The following is a 21,652-nucleotide window of genomic DNA, read 5'->3' on the forward strand; positions in this document are numbered from 1 at the left end:
ACACGCAAGTGTTGCGACGGCCCTTCGGTGAGCCGGGGAAGTCCATGTCTTCCGCCTCGGCGTCGGTCCGCACGGCGGTGACGGTGGCGCCCCGACCGGCGCGGCCGGCCTTCGTCGGCGCCTCGACGAGGCGCACGCGAGGGGGTCAGGCAGCCGCGGAAGTGGCCTGCGAGGTCACCTGCTGGATGACCTCGGTGAGCGCGGTGACGACCTCGGCGTCGTCGGCGGGGTGGGTGTCGGCGAAGCGCGTCACGGAGCCCGGGATGGACAGCTTGACGTCCTCCAGGACCACACCGCCCGCGATCCCGGCGGACTTGCGGGCGTCGTCCTGCGCCCAGACGCCACCGTACTGACCGAAGGCGGTGCCGACCACGGCGACCGGCTTGCCGGAGATGGCGCCGGCACCGTACGGGCGGGACAGCCAGTCGATGACGTTCTTCAGGACGGCCGGCATGGTGCCGTTGTACTCGGGCGAGAACAGCAGGAACGCGTCGGCCTGGCCCGCCGCCTCGCGCAGCCGGGCGGCAGCGGCCGGGACGCTTCCCTCGACGTCGATGTCCTCGTTGTAGAAGGGCACGTCGGCCAGGCCCTCGTACAGCTCGATGTCGACACCCGCGGGGGCGTGCTTGACGGCGGCTTCGGCGAGCTGACGGTTGTGCGAGCCGGCGCGGAGGCTGCCGACGAGCGCGAGGATGCGTACAGACATGGAGAACTCCCGGAAGGCGGAATCTGCGGAACAAGCGGACCGTGGTCCGTTGAAAGTTGTACCACTTAAGCGGACTGCGGTCCACTTATATCTTCCGGGCGCTACTCTGAGCCCATGACCGGTCACGTTCCCCCGCCGCTCAGGCCGCCCGACCCCGGCGAGGCGCGGACAAGTCTCCCGCTCGCCCCGACGGGTGAGCCGCCGCAACTACGGGCGGACGCGGCACGCAATCGCACGCGCCTGCTGGACGCCGCTTCCCGGCTTCTGACCGAGTGCGGAGCAGCGAACCTGACCATGGAATCGGTGGCCGCCGCCGCAGGGGTGGGCAAAGGCACCGTCTTCCGGCGCTTCGGCGACCGAGCCGGACTCCTGCTCGCGCTCCTGGACCATCGGGAGGAGCAGCTCCAGGCCGCCTTCCTCTCGGGTCCGCCGCCCCTGGGCCCCGACGCCCCCGCGGCGGAGCGTCTGCATGCCTTCGGGCCCGCCGTCCTGCGCCACGAGCGCGACCACCACTCCCTGATCCTGGCCAGCCGGACGGACCCGCTGCGCAACTACACCGTCCCGGCCCACCATCTGCGGCTCAGCCACATCACGATGCTGCTGTGTCGGGCGGACGTGGCCGGCGACCCGGAACTGCTCGCACACACCCTGCTCGGATCCATCGACACCGCCCTGGTCCACCACCTCACCGAGGAGCGCGGCATTCCGCTGGAACGCCTGGAGGAAGGCTGGCACCACCTGGTCACGCGACTCGGCGCGACCAGGTAGTCGACGGGCGCGGCGAGGGAGTGCGTCAAGGCCGCCGGCGGCCGAAGCCGGGGGGTGCCATTCCTGCCCGGCGCGTGCCGGTCGGCCGGTTCCGATGCCGGGTTCGGGGCCGGCCCGTCACGCCGACGGCACAACTGCCACCGGCGCCGGACAGTGGTGCAGGACGGCGTGGGCCACATGCCCGATGCGGGGTGGTCCGGGCCGGCGCGGGTTCGCCCGGCGGCCGATGACCACGAGTCCGGCCTCGGCTCCGGCCTCCGACAGAAGACGGGCGGGCCGCCCGATCCCGGGTTCCTCGACCACGGCGACGGCCGGGTGGCGCTCGCACCACGGTGCCAGCACGGACCGCATCGTCTCCGCGGCCCGGGCGGTCGCCTCGGCCCGCCAGTGCGGGTCACCGCCGATGCCATGCATGACATGGGGCGGCGGGTTCCAGCCGTTGATCACCCGCAGCGTGGCCGACCTGGCAGCAGCGGCTTCGAAGCCGAACCCGATCACCTCGTCGCTGGGACTGCTCAGGTCGATGCCGAGCACCACGGCGCGGCCGTCCGCATCCGGCCGCGTTTCCCCGCTCCCGGCCGGGGCCGAGGCGTCGTCGGCCTGCTCGTCGGCGCGGACGAGGACGACGGGCCGCTCGGTGTGCGCGATCGTGGCCATCGCGACGGACCCCATCAGGAATCCGGCGACCGGGCCGAGCCCCGCGGACCCGAGGGCCAGCAGTTCGCTCTCCTTCGCGGCCCGGCACAGCATCTCGGGCGGCGGGCCCGTGAGCCGGTCCGTGGTGATGTCGAGTCCGGGGAAGCGGCGTCGCAGCTCCGTGGCGGTCTCCTCCGGCAGACGCTGGGACCACTGCTCGGGCCTCTCGGTTCCGGCCAGGGGAGCGTACGAGAACGGCTGCCACTCCCACACGCTGACGAGTCGCAGCGGCAGATCTCTGAGCGACGCCTCACGGGCGCCCCAGTCCGCCGCAGCCAGGCTTGCGGGCGAACCGTTCAGGCCGACGGTCACGGGGCGGGGCATCATGCACCTCCGGTGAGAGACGTTCCGCCTTCTTCCTCCACGATCCCCCCTGTTCCTCGGCCGGGCGAGGGAGGGCTTCCGTGGCCGGGCGGGGCAGGGCTTTCGGGGCCGGGCGGGGGCAGATCGAGCCATCGGGCCGTACCGGGTGTGATCACATGGGTGTGGCCTCCCAGGACGACCCGGACGGCCGGGTGGCGCGAGTCCGGTACGGCGATCCGTAGGCGCTGGGCACGGATGCGCAGGTCCACGTCCCAGTGCCGGCGGAATCTGATGCGTACCCCGAGTTTCGAGAGCTGTGGCAGCGTGGCCGGCGCGAGCCACAGTGCGTCGTCGCGGGTCTCCAGCCCCGTCATCCCGCGCTGCACGAAGTCGAGCGTGCCCGCCATCGCCCCCAGATGGATGCCTTCCTCGGTGGTGCCGCCCTGGATGTCGGCCACGTCCCCGGTCAGCGCCTCCTCGCAGTACTTCCACGCCGCCTCGCGGCGTACGCGGGCCAGCACCCAGGCATGGACCAGGGAGCTGAGTGTGGAGCCGTGGCTCGTACGGGCGAGGTAGTAGTCGACGGTGGCGCGCCAGGTGTGTTCGTCCAGCACATGCCCGAGCTGCCGGAAGAGGCCGGCGAGTTCCTCCGGCGAGAAGAGGTAGCCGAGCATCAGCACATCGGCCTGTTTGGACGCCTGGTAGCGGTTGACGGTGTCGCCCTCCGCCTCCAGGATCCGGTCCAGCCGCCGGATGTCCCCGTACCGCCTCCGGTACCCCTCCCAGTCGAGCTCGGCCAGCTCCCCGTAACCGGCGAACTGGCTGATGACACCCCGGTGATACGGCACATGCAGCCGGTGGGAGATGTCCTCCCAGCGTTCCGGTTCATCGGGATCGAGCCGGATCCGGTCGAGGAGCTGCCGGCGTCGTGTCTCGGACAGGGCGCGGTACAGCTCCGTCGAACGTGACAGAACCCAGGCCGCTGTCACGTTCGTGTACGCGTTGTCGTCGAGGCCTGCCGCCTCGGTTCCCGGATAGGCGTCGTGGTACTCGTCCGGCCCGACGACACCGCGGATGCGATACCGGGCCAGGGACGCGTCCCATTCAGCGCTGTCCGCCCAGAACCTGGCGATCTGCAGCAGCATTTCCGCACCCTTGGAGTGCAGGTACTCCGTGTCCCCGGTGGCCTGGCAGTACTGCCAGACGTTGTACGCGACGGCCGAGCCGACATGGTGCTGCAGCCGGGAGCGGTCGGGCAGCCAGCGCCCCGAGCGCGGGTTGAGATGGAGTTCCTGGGTCTCCTCACGTCCGTTGTCGGCACTCTGCCAGGGGTACATCGCCCCGGCCCTGCCCGCCTCGCTCGCCGCTCGGCAGGCTGCGGGCAGCCGCCTGTGGCGGTAGTCGAGAAGTCCTCGGGAGACTTCCGGGAGATGCAGATTCAGGAACGGCAGTACGAACAGCTCGTCCCAGAAGACATGGCCCCGGTACGCCTCACCGTGCAGTCCTCTCGCCGGTACTCCCACATCGAGTCCTGCGGTGTGCGGGGAGAGCGTCTGCAGTACGTGGAAGAGGTGCAGCCGGAGAATGCGGCCCGCTTCGCCCGGGACCTCCAGCCGGACCTGCTGCCACAGATCGGCCCAGGCCCGCTGGTGCGAGGAGAGCAGATGCGAGAAGTCCGGGGCTCTTCGGACCTCGGCCACGGCTGCCCGCAGGGGGCTGCCGATCGCGGGGTCGCGCGAGGTGTACAGCGCCACCGTCTTGTCGACGACGGCGTCGGAGTCCGGGCTCAGCGGGAGCATCAGCCGCTGGAAGACCGCCTTCGCCGTGTGCCGGGAACTCGGGCCGACCCGCTGCTCCTTCCCTTCACCGCCGCACCCCGCCAGTGTGCGGGCCGCCAGCGCGACACCGATGTCCGACTCCACCGTGCGGCACCTCAGCGACACCGCACCGCCCTCCTCCGCCGCGGTCACCCAGCCGGTCAGGTGCCGGTTCGACAGATCCCGGTACCGCTCGACGCCGGAGTTGCGGATGTCGCCGTCGATCCCCGCCTCCACCTCGATCGCGCCCGCCCATCCCTCCGCCCGGAACACCGTGTGCAGGGCGGCGAGATGCGGATCGCCCATGTGCACCAGGCGGCACTGCTCCACATGCAGCCGCCGGCCCGTCCCGTCCTCGTAGACGGATCGCCGGGTCAGCGTGCCCCCGCGCAGATCGAGTGACTGACGGTGTTCCACGAGGTGCACGTGATCGGGTGAGAGCCATGGTCCCGGGGCGGTACCGGCGGGGTGGATGCGGTAGCGCAGCGGCAGCCAGTTCGGCAGGTTGACCAGGTCCTCGTTCTCCACCCGGCGGCCCCGGACCAAGGAGGTCAGCCGGTTGTAGCAGCCCGCCGCATAGGTGCCGGGGTAGTGCGACCGGCCCTCGGACGTCTCGGGCGCGGCTCCGCGGGTGGCGAAGTATCCGTTGCCGAGCGTGCACAGCACCTCGCGCAGCCGTTCCTCCTGCGGGTCGTACCCCTCGTACGACCAGGTCCAGGCCCGCGCCATCAGTCGTCCCCGGCCGTCAGCAGGTCTCCCGGATCGGACACCACGATGTCGGCACCGTGGCGGCGCAGCTCGGCGGCGGAGGCGGGGGTGCCTGCACGGTCCACGCCGACCACGAGTCCGAAGCCGCCGCGGCGCCCGGCCTCGACCCCGGCCAGCGCGTCCTCCACCACGGCGGTGTCCCGGGCCGGGGTCCGCAGACGCCTCGCCGCTTCGACGAAGAGCGAGGGGTCCGGTTTCCCGGGCAGCCGCAGCCGGCGCGCCTCGTTTCCGTCGACCACGGCGTCGAACCGGTCGATGAGGCCGGCCCGCGCCAGCAGTTCCGTCGCGTGCCGGGACGCGGAGACGGCGGCACAGGGCACCCGCTCGCCGCGCAGCACGCCGAGAAGACGGACCGTGCCGGGCCAGACGCCGACCGGATCGGTGCGCAGGCTCTGCGTGAACAGCTCGTCCTTGCGGGCGGCGATCGCCCATACCGTCGCGGTTCCCGATGGGTCGTCGGGGCTGCCTTCGGGAAGATCCAGTCCCCTCGACGCCAGGAAGGCCGCCGCACCGTCCTTCCGCGACCGGCCGTCGACGTGGCGCAGATAGTCCTCGGCGGCGTCGAACGGCCGCTGCCCCTCGACGGCCGACAGACAGGCGTCGAACGCCTTCTTCCAGGCTGCGGCGTGTCTCCGGGCGGAGTCGGTGATCACTCCGTCGGTGTCGAAGACCACGGCCCGCACGGAGCGCAGGCACGGTGCCAGGGACGGTGCGGCTGCCATGACCGGGGCGGTCCCTTCGTCAGGGGCTCCTCTTCATGGCACCACGGTTCCGGCGCACGGGCGCGTCGTGGACTCCGTACGGCATCGCGACCGAGCATCCTCCCAAAACCGCGCATATCGTTCACAACAGGCAGTCGCGCCCGGGCACGCGCGGCCGCCGCCGCAGCCCCTCCAGGGACCCGCCACAGATGGAGGATTCCATGTCAACGACCAGGAGTCTGCTCGACGTGATCCCGCCCGACGGCCGGACACGCCTGCTCGACGAGGCGGCCCGCGAAGTACCTCTGGCCCTCGACGAACGCCTCTTCGAGGAAGGCAGACGGGCCGACCACTTCTGGATCATCCGCTCCGGACAGGTCGAGGTCGACATCCATGTGCCCGGCCGTCGTGCGGCGGTCATCGAGACGCTGGGCCAGGACGATCTGCTGGGCTGGTCCTGGCTGTTCACCCCGCACATCTGGCACATGGGCGCACACGTGATCCGGGCGGGACAGGCCGTGGAATTCGATGCCGCTGCCGTCCGCTCGTTGTGCGAGGACGATGCGGCACTGGGCCGGGCGGTGTACAAGTACGTCGCCGAGACGGTGGCGGAGCGCCTGTACGGAACACGGAAAAGGCTGCTGCAGCTGTACGGTCCCCGCGGCGCGTCCCTTGAGGACTGAAACGGTCCGAGGCGTGGGACGTTCCGGGGTGCGGGACCTTCCGGGCGCGGGCCCCTCCGTGGCGTGACCGAGGAACGAAAGCCCGTAACACCCGGCCGGCATCTGTTCCATGCTGAAGAGACCATCGACCGTTCTGGATCTCCGGGAGTTCCGATGGGAGTTCCGATGCTCGGCCGGACACTCGACGACACAGCACTGGTCCGCCTGGGACAGGGGCCCATGGGACCGCGCACGCCACGCCGCCCCTGGGACCAGATACTGACGATCGAACCGTAGAGACATCCGGGCCTGCGCCGGGAGATGCGCCCGAGCAGCGCGAGATGAACCGAGCACGGAAGGCGGTGGGAGCGATGCGGCTCCCCGTAGTCGTCGGAGTGGACGGATCCGAGGGCAGTCTCCGTGCCCTGGACTGGGCAGCGGCGCAAGCGGCACGCTCAGGGCTTCCCCTGCGCGTCGTCCACGCGTCGCTGTGGGAGCGCTACGAAGGCACGCACGCCGCCTACGACACCGAGCGTCCCACCGAACAGATCCTCGCCGAGCATCTCGTCGCCGCCGCTCAGGAACGCGCCCAACGGCTCGACCCCGAGGTGCACGTGGTGGCCTCCGTGCAGCCCGAGGACCCGGTGGCCGCACTCGTCAGGGAGAGCCACGAGGCAGCCCTCGTCGTCCTCGGCTCCCGAGGCCGGGGCCGGATCGCCGGGATGCTCCTGGGATCCGTCAGCCTCGCGCTGGCCGGCCGGTCCCACTGCCCGGTCGTGGTGGTCCAGGCAACGGCGCCGGGCACCCCGCCGAAGCCCGGCCGCGTCGTCGTCGGGATCGGCAGCGCCACGGGCCCCTCGGCAGCCGCCGCCTTCGCACTCGACCAGGCGGCGTCGCGTCACGGCGAGCTGATCGCCGTACGAGCCTGGCGCGCCCCCGCCCACGAGGCCATGCGCCATCCGCTCCTCACGGGCTCCCCGGCCTCCGCACACCACCAACAGGCCGAGGAACACCTCGAAGAGGTACTGGCCGCGCTGGACCGGACCGGTTCCTCCGACGTCACCGTCCACGGGTCGGTGGTGCAGGGACCGGCGCACCAGGAACTGATCGAAGCTGCCGCAGGTGCCGAACTGCTGGTCGTCGGCGCCCGGCGCACCGGAGGATGGCACGGATTCCATCTGGGCCCGGTGAACCACGCGATGCTGCACTACGCGCCCTGCCCGGTCGCAGTCGTCCCCGATGCGTACCTTTCGTCCCGAGCCTGAGGGCCCGTACCCGGCTCTTCCGCGCTCGGCGTGGGGCAGGTGTCAGGGACGTACGCCGAAGCCGGCCAGGGCTCGTACGCCGGCACGGCGCGACCGACCTCATGGGCGCGAGCGACTGTCGGTCCCCGGCCGTACGGTTCTCCTCGTACCGATGCACTCATGTACGAGTCGATGTACTCATGTACGAGGGGGAGGGCCGACCCATGGCCAAGGCTGCCGCCGCACGTCTTGTCACCACGCTCGCCGCACCGCTGGATCGCAAGCAGGACGCTGCGGACGCCCCGCACCTCCTGAGGTGGCCCGCGCATCCGGAGGGCATGCGGCCCGCATCCGGCGACGAGCGGCCCGCCCCCGGCCGGCGTCTGCTCCTCCAGCGCAGCGACACCGAGTTGGTCGCCGTCGACCCGGACACCGAGGACGCCCCGGCGATCCGTTTCCCCGCGCCGTGGCCCCGCCGCTTCGGTACCTGCACGGTGGCGCCGAGCGGTGATCTCGCGGTCTTCTCCGGAGTGCACGCGCTGCGCGCGGTGGACCCGACGGGCGCGGTGCGCTGGGAGGTCCGGCACGGCTGCTGGGACGGCAGCTGCCGCACGCTCCACACCACGTACGAGGAGTACGCGACCGGTCGTTCGCATCTGTACGCGGACAGTGGCTCGGCCGTCTTCTCGGCGGACGGGACACTGGTGTGGGCCCACATCCGCGGCCCCGTCGCGGCGGCCGGACCCGACCCGGAGGCGCTGGACGAGTGGCTGGTCGTCGACGCCGCCGACGGGCGGGTGCTCGGCCGGGCGGACGCGGAGACCGTCGCCGCGGGCTCGGATCATGTCCCGCACCCGGACCCCTCCCGGATGGGGCTGAGTGTCGGCGAGGGCCAGGACGGGGTGCCGATGCTGTGGGGCCGGTGGGACGGCGAGAAGCTCTCCGTCGAGCGGTTCTGCGACGACGAGCGGGTCCTGATGGCGGTGAGCCCTTCGGGCGAGCGCTTTCTGACGGTGACTCATTACGAGGAGACACTCGGCGTGCACCGGATCGGCGACGGCTCCGTACTGACCGAACTCGACACCGAGAACGCCATTCCACGCCACCCCGAGGCCGATCCCGACGACAAGGACGCCGACGAGACGCTCTGGGACTACGAGTGCGGCTTCCTCGACGAGGAGACCGTCATCGCCGGTACGTCGGAGAGGGACGAGGAGTACGGCGAGGAGCGCCACTGGCTGGTGAGCACGGACGCTGCACAGATGCGGGTGGCGGCGCAGATCACGTACCCCTTCCCGGTATCGGGCGGAGTCACGGCCCTCGGCGACGGCACCTGGTACACGGTGTCGGAGGCGGGCGACGCCGTACATGTGTGGAGCCGGTAGGCCGCGCCGGGGGCGTCGGACCGAGGTCCCGCCCCCAATCACCCGCATTCGGCCATACATTGGCCGAAGAATGATCTTCAGCTGACCTGCCGATCCTGCCGATGCAGAAGACATCTGCGTTGTTCCGCGCCGTGAGGAGGCCTGCCATGGGCGACACTCTGCTGGCCCTGTCCATCCCCGTGCTGGTCTTCGCCGGAGGTATCTACGCGGCGTGCGAGAGCTGGTGGCGGCGCCGGCACCCCGCGCCGCCGTCCCCGTACACGCATCAGGCGGCGCGGCTGGCCGAGCGCGCGATGCTGGTGGACGCCGAGGACATCGTCGACGGCGCTCACACGAGACTGGGCGGCCTCTACGACAGCGCGGGTTCGCCGGACACACCCCCTCCGGCCCCCGGCGTCACGCGCCGGGAGGCCGCCAGCCCGGATCCCGGCCGGTCAGCGCCAGCACCTGCTCGAAAGGGCTAGCCCCGACCGGTACGGGATGGGGCTCGCCGAACACCTTCGCCTCCCGGGCCATCGGCGCCATCGCGGCCAGCCCGGGACCGATCTCGCTCAGCACGGACTCGTCCGGAACGAACTCCTGGCCGGTGGCACGGGCCAGATCCCAGGCATGAACGGTCAGATCGCCCAGCACCATGTTCCCGACGGTCCTGGCCGGGAGCCCCATGGACCCCGCGGTCCCCTCGTCGGCGCCGGGCACCGCCCAGGCCGCCACCAGCCTGGCCGTCTCCTCGCCGAAGCGGGCCCGCCAGTCCCCCGTGACGGCGTCCGGCACCTCGCCGAAGTCGGCCTGCTCCCTGGCCGCCAGGGCCTGGAAGTTGACGACCACTTGGAAGAGATGGCCGACCAGGGCCCGTACGTCGTACTCCGCGCACGGCGTGGGGTCTCCCAGGCTGCTGTCGTCGATCCCGTGCATCACGGGGACGGCCCGCCCGGCGGCCGCTTCCAGCAACTCGCTGATCTTCTTCATGCTTCGACCCTGCATGCCGGAGCCGACCGGCGCTTGAAGAAACGCGACACTGCCCCCAGGGAGTTCCGCGCATCGTAGGATCGCCGCCATGGCAGGTCCGCGACGCGACACCCGGGGCATCGTCGACGCCCCCGAACTCTTCGCGCAGGTACGTTTCCGCCGCCGCGAGCCCGCCCCCGTACTGCAGCCGTACCTGGAGCACTACTGGCTCATCGACTGGGATCTGCCGAAGCCGTACGCCTCCCACCTGGTGCCGCACCCGTCCGTGAATCTGGTCTTCCAGCGGTACGGGACCGTCGAGGACCACGGTGCCGGGTTCGCGGAGGTCTCGGGCATCGGTCTGGAGCTCTTCACGCAGAAGCTGGAGGGCCGGGGGCGGGTCTGCGGGGTGCAGTTCCGGCCCGGCGGATTCCGTCCGTTCGCACCGGGGCGGCCGGTGTCGGAGTGGACGGGGCGGCGGCTCCCCGCGGACGAGGTGTTCGCCCCGCCCGCCTCGCCGTCGGCCGTGCTGGACCCGGTGGACGAGGACGCGCGGGTGGCGGCACTCGACGCGTATCTGCTGGCGCTCGGCCCGGAACCGGACCCGCAGGCCGAACGTGCGATGGCCCTGGTCGACCTGGTACGTACTGACCGCACGGTGCGCCGCGTCGACGAGCTCGCCCGCATCGAAGGGCTGTCGCCGCGCTCGCTCCAGCGGCTCTTCGCCGCGTACGTCGGCGTCGGCCCCAAGTGGGTCATCCTCCGCTACCGCATCCACGAGGCGCTGGAGCGGGCCGAGTCGGACCCGGAGGTGGACTGGGCGGCACTCGCCGCGGAGCTCGGTTACAGCGACCAGGCCCACCTGATCAGAGACTTCACGGCCACGGTCGGTGTCCCGCCGACGGCGTTCGCCCCACACTGATTGCCGGAGGGACTCCCTCTGAATCACCCGAGCCCCATCCGGCTGTCAGTGCCGCGTCCTACAGTTTCGGCATGGAACGCACCGCTTCATCATCCGTACGGATCGAGCCCTGGTCGGACGCCGACCTGGAGCTGCTCCGCCGTGCCAACGCACCGGAGCTGATGGACCATCTGGGCGGCCCCGAGACGGAGGAGCAGCTCATAACGCGTCACGAGCGCTACGTGGCGATGAGCGCGGACCGGACGGGCGGAGGCAGGATGTTCCGCATCGCCCTGGCCGACGGGGGCGAGGCCGTGGGCACGATCGGTTTCTGGGAGCGGACCTGGCAGGGCCGGGAGGTGTACGAGACGGGGTGGGCCGTCCTCCCCGGATACCAGGGCCTGGGCATCGCGACAGCCGCCACGACGGCCGTCGCCGAACAGGCCCGCGCCGAGCACAGGCACCGCTATCTGCATGCCTATCCGTCCGTCGACAACGGCGCGTCGAACGCGGTGTGCCGCAAGGCCGGCTTCGTCCTGATCGGCAAGTGCGACTTCGAGTACCCGCCCGGCAATGTGCTGCTGACGAACGACTGGCAGCTGGACCTCACCCCGGACGCCCCGGGCGCGGGACGCTGAACCCAGGCCCACGCCGCGCCCCGGGCCTTGAGCTCAGTCCAGATCAAGGACCTTGTCGAAGTTGAACGCGACGATGCTCAGCCGCTCCCGCAGATAGAAGCGGTGGGCGTCGGTGCGCTGCGTGCCCGAGTCCAGGTTGAGGTGCAGGCAGCCTGCCTCCCTGGCCCGCCCTTCGAGATGCCCGAGGAGCCGACGGCCGACGCCGGTGGAACGGGCGCCTTCGGCGGTGACCAGGTCGTCCACGTACAGCTTCCGGATCTGGCTGGTGTTGTCCACGATGCGCCAGCCGGCCGCGCCCACGCAGGCACCCTCGTCGTCGTAGGCGGCGGTGAACCGCAGCCCCTGTGCGTGCCCCTTCTCGTACACCTCCCGGAAGAGGTCCTCGGTGAGGTGCGGGCGGAGTTCGCGCAGGACGGGAAGCAGGTCTGCGGCCAGTCGGGCATCGCCGGGTTCGAGGTCGAGGATCTTCATGCGGGAACTGTAGGCGCCGGGGCCGCCCGGGCCCATCCGCTTCCTCCCGGGTCCGCCCGGGTCTTGCGCGGACACCCCACCCATCGGTCTAATGGCAAGGAACGCATTAACCATTAGATCGACTTCATCTACTGACGGGGGACGACCCGATGCTGCTGGCACACATCAGCGATCTGCATCTCGACGGCACCGACCGGGCCACGGACAGGGCCACCCGGGTTGTGGCGTATCTCAACTCCCTGACCCGACAGCCGGATGCGGTCCTGGTCACCGGCGACATCGCGGACCACGGCGCTCCCGAGGAGTACGCGGAGGCGGCCCGGTTGCTGGCCGAACTCACCGCACCCGCTTTCCCGTGCCCCGGCAACCACGACGACCGGAGCGCCTACCGCAAGGTCCTGCTGGCCGGCGAACCGGACGACGGGGCACGCCCGACCGCCCCCGTCAACCGGCTGCACCACGTGGCCGGTTACGCCCTGCTTCTCTGCGACTCGACCATCCCCGGCGAGGATCCGGGCCGGTTCGACGACGAGACCCTGGACTGGCTGGCCCGCACACTCGACGACCTCGGCGACACCCCGGCGATCCCCGCCTTCCACCACCCCCCGGCCGCCGTCCACCACCCGTATCTGGACTCGACCAACCTGACCGATGCCGCCCGGTTCGCCGAACTCCTCGCCGAGCGCCCCATCGACAACGTCCCGGCGATCCTGACCGGACACGCACACACCGCGATGGCGGCGACCTTCGCCGGACGGCCCCTGCTCGTGGCGCCCGGAGTCGTGTCGACGCTGCGCCTGCCCTGGGAGGGCGGCGAGGGACTGACCGACCTGGTGGCGCCGCCCGGGGTCGCCTTCCATGTCCTGGACGAGGGCGACAGGGGCGCGGGCGGGCGCATCACCACGCACTACCGCGTCGTGCCGTAGCCGCCCCGCCCTCCGGAGCCCTGCCCCCGGGTCCACCCGAAACCGTTTGACGGGCGGGCCCGCCTCCAGGATATTTATCTGTGTCACGCAGCTTATGCGCATCACAGATAAAAAATGATCAGAGGAGACCCACCCCATGCTCACTCTCGTCACCGGATGCCGAGGCCGTATCGGCGCCACGCTCGTCTCACTCCTGCACCGCGACGGCCACGCCGTACGTGCCGCCTCACGCAACCCCGAGGCGCTCACCACCCTGCCCGCCGGCGTACCGGTCGTGGCCTGCGATCTCGGCGATCCCGCCACCTTCGCGACCGCTCTCGACGGGGTCGACTCCGTCTTCCTCTACGCCGAGGTGTCCGGCATCGAAGCCTTCCTCTCCGCGGCCGAGACCGCCGGGGTCGGCCACATCGTGCTGCTGTCCTCCAGCTCGGTCCTCGGCCCGGACGTCCACGGCAACCCGATCGCCGCCTCCCACCACGCGGTGGAACAGGCCCTGACGGCCTCGTCCCTCACCACGACGCTGCTCCGCCCCGGCGCCTTCGCGAGCAACGCGTACCAGTGGGCGGAGTCGGTACGGACCCACGGCTCCGTCGACCTCCCCCACCCCCGCAGCCACACCAGCCCGATCCATGGGACGGACATCGCCGAGGCCGCCCTCGCCGTTCTCACCGACCCTCGGCTGCAGGGCGCGGCATACCACCTGACCGGCCCCGAATCTCTCACCGCCGCCGAACAGGCCGGCCTGCTGGCGGCGGCGGCCGGGCGCCCCATCACCGTCAACACCGTGACCGGGGAGGCATGGAAGGAATCCGTGGCCCCCTTCGTTCCCGAGCCGATCGCCGACGCGCTGCTCGCCTACTCGGCCGCCGCGGACGGCTCACCGGCCGAGGTGACCGGCGACACGGAGAGGCTGACCGGCCACCCGGCCCGCACCTTCGCCTCCTGGGCCGAGGAACACGCGGCAGCCTTCCGCCCCTGAACCCTGAGCCCTGCGCCCCGGCGCCGAAACCCCTGGCTGACGCACCCCGCGCGGTGACATCCTGACGAGGTGAACGGACCGGAGATCCACCTCGAAGTCGACCCCGAACTGCGGCTCTTCGTCGCCCATGAACGCCGCAGGGGACGCTCTGCCGTGACCACCGACGGCTCCTCCACCCTCGGCCATGTCGTGGAGTCGCTCGGCATCCCGCTCACCGAGGCCGGACAGCTCCTGGTCGACGGCCGCCCCGTACCCGTCTCACACATCCCGGGGGCGGGCGAGCTGGTCGAGGTACGCGCCGTGGAGCGCCCCCAGCGCGTCCCGGGCGCACCCCTGCGGTTCCTGCTCGACGTCCACCTCGGCACGCTCGCCCGGCGGCTTCGGCTGCTGGGTGTCGATGCGGCGTACGAGAGCGAGGACATCGGTGATGCCGCGCTGGCCACCCGGTCGGCGGACGAACGCCGCGTACTGCTCTCCCGGGACCGCGGGCTTCTGCACCGGCGGGAGATCTGGGCCGGGGCGTACATCTACAGCGACCGGCCGGATGACCAGCTACGGGACGTGTTGGAGCGGTTCACACCGCGTCTGGCCCCCTGGACCAGATGCACCGCCTGCAACGGCCCGCTGAAGGCGGCCGACAAGGACTCCGTCAGCGACCATCTGGAGCACGGCACCCGGCGCTCGTACGACGTCTTCGCGCAGTGCACGGAGTGCGACCGCGTCTACTGGCGGGGTGCCCACCACTCCCGCCTGGACGCGATCGTCACGAAGGCGCTCCACGACTTCGCGCCCACTCCCCCGGACGGCACCGGGGAGAACGGCCACGACCGGGCGCCGTCAAGCCCGTCCGGGGCCGGCGACTGACGGGTCACCCTCCCGCAACGCCGTGACCTGCAGTGCACTCAGCTCGACCGTCCGCCGCATATGGGCGATGAGCAGAGCCACTTCGTCATCGTCGTACGCCTCGAACATCGCCGCCCATGCACCGTTCAGCCGCTCCCACACCGCACCGATCTCCGCCATCCGCTCCGGGACGGTCGTGACGAGCACCCGCCGCCGGTCGGCCGTGTCACGCCTCCGCGTCACATAGCCGCCCCGCTCCAGCCGGTCGACCAGCCGGGTCGCCGACCCCGTGGTGAGCCCGGTCAGCTCCGCGATGCGGCCCGTGGTGACCGGCACCGTCTCCAGACTGAGCAGATTGAGGCACTGCAGATCGGTCGGATGGAGCCGCAGATGGTCCGCGACGGCCTGGTTGAAGAGGGCGTACGCGGCCATGTAGCGGCGCGACTCGACGGTCAGCTCGGCCATCAGCGCACTGCGGCGGGCCCGGGACTTCTGCGGCATGCAGAGAGTGTACGAAGCAGATAATGCCCCTCGCGGCTGCGCTACGGCCGCTCGGCGGTCAGATGGCGCTGAACGGTGGGCGCGAGCCAGGCGACCACCTCTTCGCGCGACATCGAGACGGCGGGCGCGATCCGCAGGACGTAGCGCGCGAGCACCACAGGCGCAGCTCTACGTGTCATTCCATGCCCCGAAGATGTAGATCGCCCCGAATTGCCCATATCTACCCACCGGTTCGGCGTGCCCTCCCCCTCGCCGCCCATGACACGCTGATTCCATGGTCGTCGCCCGCTCTGTCGCTCTGTTCGTCATCGCCGCACTCTTCGAGATCGGCGGCGCCTGGCTCGTCTGGCAGGGCTTGCGTGAGCACCGGGGCTGGATCTGGATCGGCGCGGGCGTCATCGCGCTGGGTGCCTACGGTTTCGTCGCCACGCTCCAGCCGGACGGCGAGTTCGGCCGCATCCTCGCCGCGTACGGCGGTGTCTTCGTCGCGGGCTCGATCGCCTGGGGCATGGTCGCCGACGGCTACCGCCCCGACCGCTGGGACGTGATCGGCGCGCTGATCTGTCTGGCCGGCATGGCCGTGATCATGTACGCCCCGCGCAACCACTGACCGCGCACCTGCCTATCCTGGCCCCGTACCGATCAGCTGCCCGAGGAGCCCGTCATGGCCGCCATCCCGATCGCCGTCATCACCGGAGCGAGCAGCGGCATCGGCGCCGCGACCGCCCGACAGCTGGCCGCCGCCGGCTACCGCGTAGTCCTGACCGCCCGCCGCAAGGACCGCATCGAGGCGCTCGCCGCCGAGATCAATGAGGCGGGCCACCAGGCAACGGCCTACGCCCTCGATGTCACCGACCGCAATGCGGTGGACGAGTTCGCCACGGCGTTCCGCACCCTCGCCGTCCTCGTCAACAACGCCGGCGGCGCACTCGGCGCCGACCCCGTCGCCACCGGCGATCCCGGCGACTGGCGCCAGATGTACGAGACGAACGTCATCGGCACGCTCAACGTCACCCAGGCCCTGCTCCCCGCCCTCACCGAGAGCGGGGACGGCACGGTCGTGATCCTCTCCTCCACCGCGGGCCTCGCCACCTATGAGGGCGGCGGCGGCTACGTGGCGGCCAAGCACGGCGAACACGTCCTGGCCGAAACCCTCCGCCTGGAGATCGTCGGCACCCCGGTCCGCGTCATCGAGGTCGCCCCCGGCATGGTCAAGACGGAGGAGTTCGCCACGACCCGCTTCCGCGGTGACACCGAGAAGGCGGCAAAGGTGTACGCGGGCGTCGAGGCCCCCCTCAGCGCCGACGACGTGGCCGACACCATCACCTGGGCCGTCACCCGCCCCAGCCACGTCAACATCGACCTCCTGGTGGTCCGCCCCCGCGCCCAGGCCTCCAACGCCAAGGTCCACCGCACCACCTGACCCGCACCACCCGGCCCGCACCGCCCGAGCCCGGCGAAGGCCCGAAAGAGCCCGGAGACCGGAAGAAGCCCCGGACACACCACCCGCGTCCGGGGCTCCTCCGTTCAGAGGTCCTTCCGCCCGAAGGCCCTCCGTTCAGTCGCGCGCAAAAGGCCTCAACCCTTCACACACACAACCTGCTTGAGCTTGGCGACGACCTCCACCAGGTCCCGCTGCTGCTCGATGACCTGCTCGATCGGCTTGTACGCGGCCGGAATCTCATCCACGACGCCGGAGTCCTTGCGGCACTCCACGCCCCGTGTCTGATCCTCCAGGTCACGCGTCGAGAAGCGCCGCTTCGCAGCGTTCCGGCTCATCTTCCGGCCGGCGCCGTGCGAGGCCGAGTTGAAGGACTTCTCGTTCCCGAGGCCCTTCACGATGTACGAGCCGGTGCCCATCGAGCCCGGGATGATCCCGAAGTCCCCGGAACCCGCACGGATCGCCCCCTTCCGCGTGACCAGCAGGTCCATGCCCTCGTACCGCTCCTCCGCCACATAGTTGTGGTGGCAGGAGATGACCGGCTCGAAGGTGACCTTGGCCTTCTTGAACTCCTTGCGGACCACGTTCTGGAAGAGCGCCATCATGATGGCGCGGTTGTGCTTCGCGTACTCCTGCGCCCAGAACAAGTCGTTCCGGTACGCCGCCATCTGCGGGGTACCGGCGATGAATACGGCCAGGTCGCGGTCGATCAGGTCCTGGTTGTGCGGCAGCTTCTGCGCCTGCCCGATGTGGAAGTCGGCCAGTTCCTTGCCGATGTTCCGCGATCCGGAGTGCAGCATCAGCCAGACCGAACCCGACTCGTCGAGGCAGAACTCGATGAAGTGGTTGCCCGATCCGAGCGTCCCCATCTGCTTCGTGGCACGTTCCTGACGGAACTTGACCGCATCGGCAACCCCGTCGAACCGCCCCCAGAAGTCGTCCCAGCCCGGCGCCCGGAAGCCGTACAGCTGGTCCGGCTCCACGGACTCGTCATGCATGCCGCGGCCCACCGGAATCGCCTGCTCGATCTTCGACCGCAGCCGGGACAGGTCGCCCGGCAGGTCATTGGCCGTCAGAGAGGTCTTCACCGCGGACATTCCGCAGCCGATGTCCACACCGACCGCCGCCGGACAGACCGCACCGTGCATCGCGATCACCGAACCGACCGTCGCCCCCTTGCCGAAGTGGACGTCCGGCATGACGGCGAGCCCCTTGATCCAGGGCAGGGTGGCCACGTTGCGCAGCTGCTGCATCGCGACGTCCTCGACCGAGGCCGGGTCGGCCCACATGCGGATGGGGACCTTCGCGCCCGGCACCTCTACATACGACATAGTTCCTCGATTCCCCCGAAAAGTCTTAAAGCGCAAAACCGGTGCCAAGGTCGGCAAATGAGTCGGTCGACCGGCATTCACAGCGGCGCGTGCGATACACATTGTGTCCACCGGTCGCCATCGAGCGGCAACCGTTTTTCGCACGAAGGGAGCCCAGGACCGTGCGACGAATGGCGTACGTACCCGGCACCGCGCTACTGGCAGCGCTTGTCGTCGGCTGCAGTGCCAGCACCGGAACGGGTGGCTCCGCCCCCGACAGCAAGCCCGGCGAGGCGACCGTCGCCGCGGCGGCCCCCGGCAAGTACCGCACCCTCCCCGACCCTTGCCGCGCCGTTGCGTCGTCCGCACTGAAGGACCTGCTCCCGGGCGCCGCCGAACTCCCGGAGGACCAGCAGAAGAAGGTGTACGAGGGCACTGCCACCGTCACCTACGACACCGACCGCAGGGTCGGCTGCCACTGGAAGTCCGAGGCCCCCGACTCCTCGCACACCCTCTTCATCGACTTCGAGCGTGTCGTGTCCTACGACCCCTCGGTGAGCGACGACGACCGCGCCCGCGAGGTGTACGCGAAGAAGGAGACCGCCGCCGGTCTGTCCTCGCCCTCCGCCACACCCAGCAGCACGAAGGACGCGGAGAAGCAGACACCTTCCTCCTCGGAGCCCGGGGCGGACTCCTCCTCGGACTCCACCTCGCACGCCCTGTCCGGCCCGGCCTCCGAAGACGGGAGCGACGTGAGCACGGACGATCCCGCAGGCGAGAGCACCGACGAGAACGGCAGCGACACCGACGGCGGCACGAACGGCAGCGCCGACGAGAGCCTTCTGCCACGCACCCTCGACGACCTCGGAGACGGTGCATTTCTGGACGATCTGCTCACTCGGGCAGGTTCCACCGCACAGAACCGCACGGTGAGCGTGGTATTCCGCACATCGAACGTCATCGTGACCATCGAGTACACCGAGCAGCCGGCCGTCTCCACCGTGCCCCCCGACAGCAAGGAACTGCAGGACAAGGCCCAGTCGCTGGCCCGAGAGCTGGTCGACAAGTTCAGCGAATAGCCCCGCCCGGAGCACCCCGGACCGGTGTCGCCCACGCCCGCCGGGTGCCCGGCCGAGGCGGCATCCGGTCGCCGTCCGTCGTACCGTGGCCCTCCGGAACACCCGCCGAACCACCCGCCGACCGCCGACCTCCGACCGCCCGCGCCGAACACCTGGCAGCCCGCCCGCCGCGCCACCCGAGTGAAGGAACCATGCACCGTTCAGCCCCGCGACTCTCCCGCATACTCGCCTGCGCCGCCGTTCCGGTGATGCTCGTCGTCGCCGGCTGCTCGTCGGACTCCGGCGACAAGAAGGACTCGGGTTCGTCCTCGTCGTCCGCCGCGCCGAGCGCGAAGAAGTCGGAAGCGAGCGTCGAGCCGGCGAAGTTCGCCGCACTGCCCGCCGACCCGTGCAAGTCGGTCAGCACGAAGACGGTCACCTCCCTGGTCCCCAAGGTGAAGTCCAAGGGCGGCACGCCTGCCTACTCCAGCGACACCGCGTACCGCGCGGGCTGCTCCTGGAACGGCCTCGACGACAACGGAGTGAAGGGTTCCCAGTACCGCTGGCTCGACGTCGGCTTCACCCGCTTCGACTCGGACCAGGCCCTGGGCAGCGGCGCCAAGCGCGCGCAGCAGGACTTCGCGAAGCAGGTCGCCAAGGCCAAGGCGACCGAGGGTGCGAAGAAGGTCGCCGAGGCGCCCGTCTCCGGCATCGGCGAGCAGGCCACCAAGATCACGTATGACCTCACCAAGACGAGTGAGGACTTCAAGTACGCAACGGTCGTGGCCCGTACAGGGAACGTCGTCGTCACCCTCACCTACAACGGGGCGGGTTACGCGGGCGCGAAGTCTCCGTCCGCCGACGACATCCTGAAGGGTGCCGAGAAGGCGGCCAAGGAGGCAGTGGCCTCGGTCGCCGCCGCCGACACGAAGTCGGCCGAGCCGAGCGGGTCGACCAAGCCCAGCGAGAAGTCCACGGAGAAGAAGACGAGCTAGCCGACGCGGCAGGGCCTGCCCCAACGTCCCTGCCCGGAAGCAGTTTTACGAAGCCCGGCCCTCCCCCGAGTGCCGGGCTTCGCCCCTCCCCGCGCAACACGCCGCCCCCTCATGTGCCAGGCTGTGCCCGCCAGAAGTCGGAACAGGACGTCGAAGCAGAGCTTCAGCGCAGGACGTCGGACAAGGGAAACGGAGGGGAACGCGGGTGGCCGCGATGCAGCTGACACGCACCCACCGGATACTCATCGGGCTCGTGGTCGCCGGTGCGGTGCTCATCGCCGCGATCGGTTTCGCGGGTTCGTACGCGGCGGTGCGCGAGCTCGCCCTGCAGAAGGGCTTCGGGAACTTCTCGCTGGTCTTCCCGATCGGCATCGACGCGGGCATCTGTGTCCTGCTCGCCCTGGACCTGCTGCTGACCTGGCTGCGCATCCCGTTCCCGCTGCTGCGCCAGACGGCCTGGCTGCTGACCGCCGCGACGATCGCCTTCAACGGCGCCGCGGCCTGGCCCGACCCCCTCGGCGTCGGCATGCACGCGGTCATCCCGGTGCTGTTCGTGGTCTCCGTCGAGGCCGCCCGGCACGCCGTGGGCCGGATCGCCGACATCACGGCCGACAAGCACATGGAGGGCGTGCGGCTCACCCGCTGGCTGCTCTCCCCCGTGCCGACGTTCCGGCTGTGGCGGCGGATGAAGCTCTGGGAGCTCCGGTCGTACGAGCAGGTCATCAAGCTCGAACAGGACCGGCTCATCTACCAGGCCCGCCTCCAGGCCCGCTTCGGCCGCAACTGGCGCCGCAAGGCACCCGTCGAGTCCCTGATGCCGCTGCGCCTGGCGAAGTACGGCGTCCCGCTGGCCGAGACCGGACCGGCCGGTCTCGCCGCCGCAGGCATCGAGCCGGCCCTGCTTCCCCCGGCCCCCGACGCCCTGGTCGAACCGGGCGGGTTCCAGCCCGAGTTGCCGTACGCCGAGCCCCACCCCCAGCAGCAGTACGAGCAACAGCAGCAGCACACCCACCCCTCCGACCCGGCCGCCGCCGAGGAGTGGCCCCAGGAGGGCCCCGGCTCGCACGAGAGCCCGTGGTTCGCGGCGCCCCAGGTGCCGGACGATGCGTACGAGAGTGCGTACAACCCGACGTACGTCGAGGGCCTGGAGCCCACCCCGGTCATGGTCCCGTCGGGCGCCGGCGGCCGCACCCGCCCCCTGGGCAATGTGGGCACCATCGGCGCCGTCCCGGGCCCCCGCGCCGCGGAACCCCAGCCGGAGCCCCGGTCCGAGGAGCCGGAGCCGGAACCGGAACCCCGGCCCGTGCAGCAGCAGGAGCCCGACCCTTCCGAATGGGCCGAGGCCGAAGTCGAGTTCAGCAACATCGCGTACGAGGTGTTCACCGCGTACACGCACGCGCACCAGGACTACCCGAGTGCGGAGGTCCTCGACATACACCTCTCGGACGGCCACAACGTCCGGCACCCCCGCAGCGCGGCCCTGCTCCGCCGCCTCCTGCCGGGGTTCAAGCAGCGCTTCGACAACGAGATGGCGGAGAACCACATCGCGTAGGACCCCGCCCGCCCGTCCGGCGTCCGAGGACGGAACCGG

23 protein-coding genes and 1 pseudogene are annotated in these 21,652 nt (G+C 70.8%); 15 read left to right on the forward strand and 9 right to left on the reverse strand.

Annotated elements, in window-relative coordinates:
• Nucleotides 1-145 precede the first annotated feature (145 nt).
• Entirely contained in the window at nucleotides 146-706 is a 561-nt protein-coding gene (locus ACFVYE_RS39395; protein WP_383965666.1) for an NAD(P)H-dependent oxidoreductase, read from the reverse strand.
• Between the two features lie 114 nt (nucleotides 707-820).
• Between ACFVYE_RS39395 and ACFVYE_RS39400 the strand changes: the two genes are divergently transcribed.
• The gene (locus ACFVYE_RS39400; protein ID WP_389608583.1) at nucleotides 821-1,474 is read left to right on the forward strand and encodes a TetR/AcrR family transcriptional regulator; all 654 of its coding nucleotides are present in this window, start codon (nucleotides 821-823) and stop codon (nucleotides 1,472-1,474) included.
• Nucleotides 1,475-1,591: 117 nt separating this feature from the next.
• Here ACFVYE_RS39400 and ACFVYE_RS39405 read toward each other — a convergent pair whose 3' ends face one another.
• The 3 genes from ACFVYE_RS39405 to ACFVYE_RS39415 are packed head-to-tail and all read right to left on the reverse strand — an operon-like array spanning nucleotide 1,592 to nucleotide 5,780.
• A complete protein-coding gene (locus ACFVYE_RS39405; RefSeq protein ID WP_389608584.1) occupies nucleotides 1,592-2,482 on the reverse strand; it encodes a universal stress protein in 891 nt (296 codons plus the stop codon).
• Nucleotides 2,483-2,493: 11 nt separating this feature from the next.
• On the reverse strand, nucleotides 2,494-5,019 hold the full coding sequence (locus tag ACFVYE_RS39410; protein ID WP_389608585.1) for a glycoside hydrolase family 65 protein: 2,526 nt from the start codon (nucleotides 5,017-5,019) through the stop codon (nucleotides 2,494-2,496).
• The gene (locus ACFVYE_RS39415; protein ID WP_389608586.1) at nucleotides 5,019-5,780 is read right to left on the reverse strand and encodes an HAD family hydrolase; all 762 of its coding nucleotides are present in this window, start codon (nucleotides 5,778-5,780) and stop codon (nucleotides 5,019-5,021) included. The genes ACFVYE_RS39410 and ACFVYE_RS39415 overlap by 1 nt, the downstream gene beginning before the upstream one ends.
• 200 nt (nucleotides 5,781-5,980) lie before the next feature.
• On the opposite strand from ACFVYE_RS39415, the gene ACFVYE_RS39420 reads away from it, so the two are divergent.
• The 4 genes from ACFVYE_RS39420 (at nucleotide 5,981) to ACFVYE_RS39435 (ending at nucleotide 9,514) form a co-directional block, all read left to right on the forward strand.
• Nucleotides 5,981-6,442, forward strand: coding sequence for a Crp/Fnr family transcriptional regulator (locus ACFVYE_RS39420; protein ID WP_383965652.1), 462 nt, complete (start codon nucleotides 5,981-5,983; stop codon nucleotides 6,440-6,442).
• A 320-nt stretch (nucleotides 6,443-6,762) separates the two neighbouring features.
• Nucleotides 6,763-7,686 (forward strand): universal stress protein, encoded by a 924-nt coding sequence (locus ACFVYE_RS39425; RefSeq protein ID WP_389608587.1) that lies wholly within the window; start codon nucleotides 6,763-6,765, stop codon nucleotides 7,684-7,686.
• A 203-nt stretch (nucleotides 7,687-7,889) separates the two neighbouring features.
• Nucleotides 7,890-9,050, forward strand: coding sequence for a hypothetical protein (locus tag ACFVYE_RS39430; RefSeq protein WP_389608588.1), 1,161 nt, complete (start codon nucleotides 7,890-7,892; stop codon nucleotides 9,048-9,050).
• 146 nt (nucleotides 9,051-9,196) lie between these two features.
• Nucleotides 9,197-9,514 carry a hypothetical protein gene (locus ACFVYE_RS39435; protein WP_383965640.1) on the forward strand — a complete coding sequence of 106 codons (318 nt, stop codon included), beginning with the start codon at nucleotides 9,197-9,199 and terminating at the stop codon, nucleotides 9,512-9,514.
• Here the strand turns inward: ACFVYE_RS39435 and ACFVYE_RS39440 are convergent.
• Nucleotides 9,447-10,019 carry a TIGR03086 family metal-binding protein gene (locus tag ACFVYE_RS39440; protein ID WP_383965639.1) on the reverse strand — a complete coding sequence of 191 codons (573 nt, stop codon included), beginning with the start codon at nucleotides 10,017-10,019 and terminating at the stop codon, nucleotides 9,447-9,449. The two genes, ACFVYE_RS39435 and ACFVYE_RS39440, sit on opposite strands and share 68 nt — an antisense overlap.
• Before the next feature lie 88 nt (nucleotides 10,020-10,107).
• Between ACFVYE_RS39440 and ACFVYE_RS39445 the strand changes: the two genes are divergently transcribed.
• Nucleotides 10,108-10,920: a DUF6597 domain-containing transcriptional factor gene (locus ACFVYE_RS39445; RefSeq protein WP_383965636.1), complete on the forward strand. Its 813-nt coding sequence runs from the start codon at nucleotides 10,108-10,110 to the stop codon at nucleotides 10,918-10,920.
• 71 nt (nucleotides 10,921-10,991) lie between these two features.
• Nucleotides 10,992-11,537, forward strand: a complete 546-nt coding sequence (locus ACFVYE_RS39450) for a GNAT family N-acetyltransferase (RefSeq protein WP_383965633.1) — start codon at nucleotides 10,992-10,994, stop codon at nucleotides 11,535-11,537.
• A 33-nt stretch (nucleotides 11,538-11,570) separates the two neighbouring features.
• Here ACFVYE_RS39450 and ACFVYE_RS39455 read toward each other — a convergent pair whose 3' ends face one another.
• Nucleotides 11,571-12,008 (reverse strand): GNAT family N-acetyltransferase, encoded by a 438-nt coding sequence (locus ACFVYE_RS39455; RefSeq protein WP_389608589.1) that lies wholly within the window; start codon nucleotides 12,006-12,008, stop codon nucleotides 11,571-11,573.
• Nucleotides 12,009-12,157: 149 nt separating this feature from the next.
• Between ACFVYE_RS39455 and ACFVYE_RS39460 the strand changes: the two genes are divergently transcribed.
• The 3 genes from ACFVYE_RS39460 (at nucleotide 12,158) to ACFVYE_RS39470 (ending at nucleotide 14,777) form a co-directional block, all read left to right on the forward strand.
• Entirely contained in the window at nucleotides 12,158-12,934 is a 777-nt protein-coding gene (locus tag ACFVYE_RS39460; protein ID WP_383965627.1) for a phosphodiesterase, read from the forward strand.
• A gap of 136 nt (nucleotides 12,935-13,070) precedes the next feature.
• The gene (locus tag ACFVYE_RS39465; protein WP_383965624.1) at nucleotides 13,071-13,913 is read left to right on the forward strand and encodes an SDR family oxidoreductase; all 843 of its coding nucleotides are present in this window, start codon (nucleotides 13,071-13,073) and stop codon (nucleotides 13,911-13,913) included.
• 69 nt (nucleotides 13,914-13,982) lie between these two features.
• Entirely contained in the window at nucleotides 13,983-14,777 is a 795-nt protein-coding gene (locus ACFVYE_RS39470) for a Mut7-C RNAse domain-containing protein (protein ID WP_383965621.1), read from the forward strand.
• On the opposite strand, the gene ACFVYE_RS39475 is transcribed toward ACFVYE_RS39470, so the two are convergent.
• Entirely contained in the window at nucleotides 14,751-15,257 is a 507-nt protein-coding gene (locus ACFVYE_RS39475) for a MarR family winged helix-turn-helix transcriptional regulator (protein ID WP_383965619.1), read from the reverse strand. The two genes, ACFVYE_RS39470 and ACFVYE_RS39475, sit on opposite strands and share 27 nt — an antisense overlap.
• A gap of 41 nt (nucleotides 15,258-15,298) precedes the next feature.
• Nucleotides 15,299-15,415 (reverse strand): annotated as a pseudogene (locus ACFVYE_RS39480) (TetR/AcrR family transcriptional regulator); the annotation flags it as partial.
• A gap of 116 nt (nucleotides 15,416-15,531) precedes the next feature.
• On the opposite strand from ACFVYE_RS39480, the gene ACFVYE_RS39485 reads away from it, so the two are divergent.
• Together ACFVYE_RS39485 and ACFVYE_RS39490 are read left to right on the forward strand one after the other, a co-directional pair.
• Nucleotides 15,532-15,867: a YnfA family protein gene (locus tag ACFVYE_RS39485; RefSeq protein ID WP_093898485.1), complete on the forward strand. Its 336-nt coding sequence runs from the start codon at nucleotides 15,532-15,534 to the stop codon at nucleotides 15,865-15,867.
• A 54-nt stretch (nucleotides 15,868-15,921) separates the two neighbouring features.
• Nucleotides 15,922-16,680 (forward strand): SDR family NAD(P)-dependent oxidoreductase, encoded by a 759-nt coding sequence (locus tag ACFVYE_RS39490; protein ID WP_383965616.1) that lies wholly within the window; start codon nucleotides 15,922-15,924, stop codon nucleotides 16,678-16,680.
• A gap of 155 nt (nucleotides 16,681-16,835) precedes the next feature.
• On the opposite strand, the gene ACFVYE_RS39495 is transcribed toward ACFVYE_RS39490, so the two are convergent.
• The gene (locus ACFVYE_RS39495) at nucleotides 16,836-18,029 is read right to left on the reverse strand and encodes an RtcB family protein (protein WP_383965614.1); all 1,194 of its coding nucleotides are present in this window, start codon (nucleotides 18,027-18,029) and stop codon (nucleotides 16,836-16,838) included.
• 170 nt (nucleotides 18,030-18,199) lie between these two features.
• On the opposite strand from ACFVYE_RS39495, the gene ACFVYE_RS39500 reads away from it, so the two are divergent.
• The 3 genes from ACFVYE_RS39500 to ACFVYE_RS39510 all read left to right on the forward strand — a co-directional run bounded on the left by ACFVYE_RS39500 (nucleotide 18,200) and on the right by ACFVYE_RS39510 (nucleotide 21,613).
• A complete protein-coding gene (locus ACFVYE_RS39500; protein ID WP_383965612.1) occupies nucleotides 18,200-19,087 on the forward strand; it encodes a DUF3558 domain-containing protein in 888 nt (295 codons plus the stop codon).
• A gap of 191 nt (nucleotides 19,088-19,278) precedes the next feature.
• On the forward strand, nucleotides 19,279-20,061 hold the full coding sequence (locus ACFVYE_RS39505) for a DUF3558 family protein (protein WP_389608590.1): 783 nt from the start codon (nucleotides 19,279-19,281) through the stop codon (nucleotides 20,059-20,061).
• A gap of 205 nt (nucleotides 20,062-20,266) precedes the next feature.
• Nucleotides 20,267-21,613 carry a DUF2637 domain-containing protein gene (locus ACFVYE_RS39510; RefSeq protein WP_383965606.1) on the forward strand — a complete coding sequence of 449 codons (1,347 nt, stop codon included), beginning with the start codon at nucleotides 20,267-20,269 and terminating at the stop codon, nucleotides 21,611-21,613.
• The last annotated feature ends 39 nt before the right edge of the window (nucleotides 21,614-21,652 follow it).

Source organism: Streptomyces sp. NPDC058239 (assembly GCF_042882185.1).
Classification (GTDB): Bacteria; Actinomycetota; Actinomycetes; order Streptomycetales; family Streptomycetaceae; genus Streptomyces.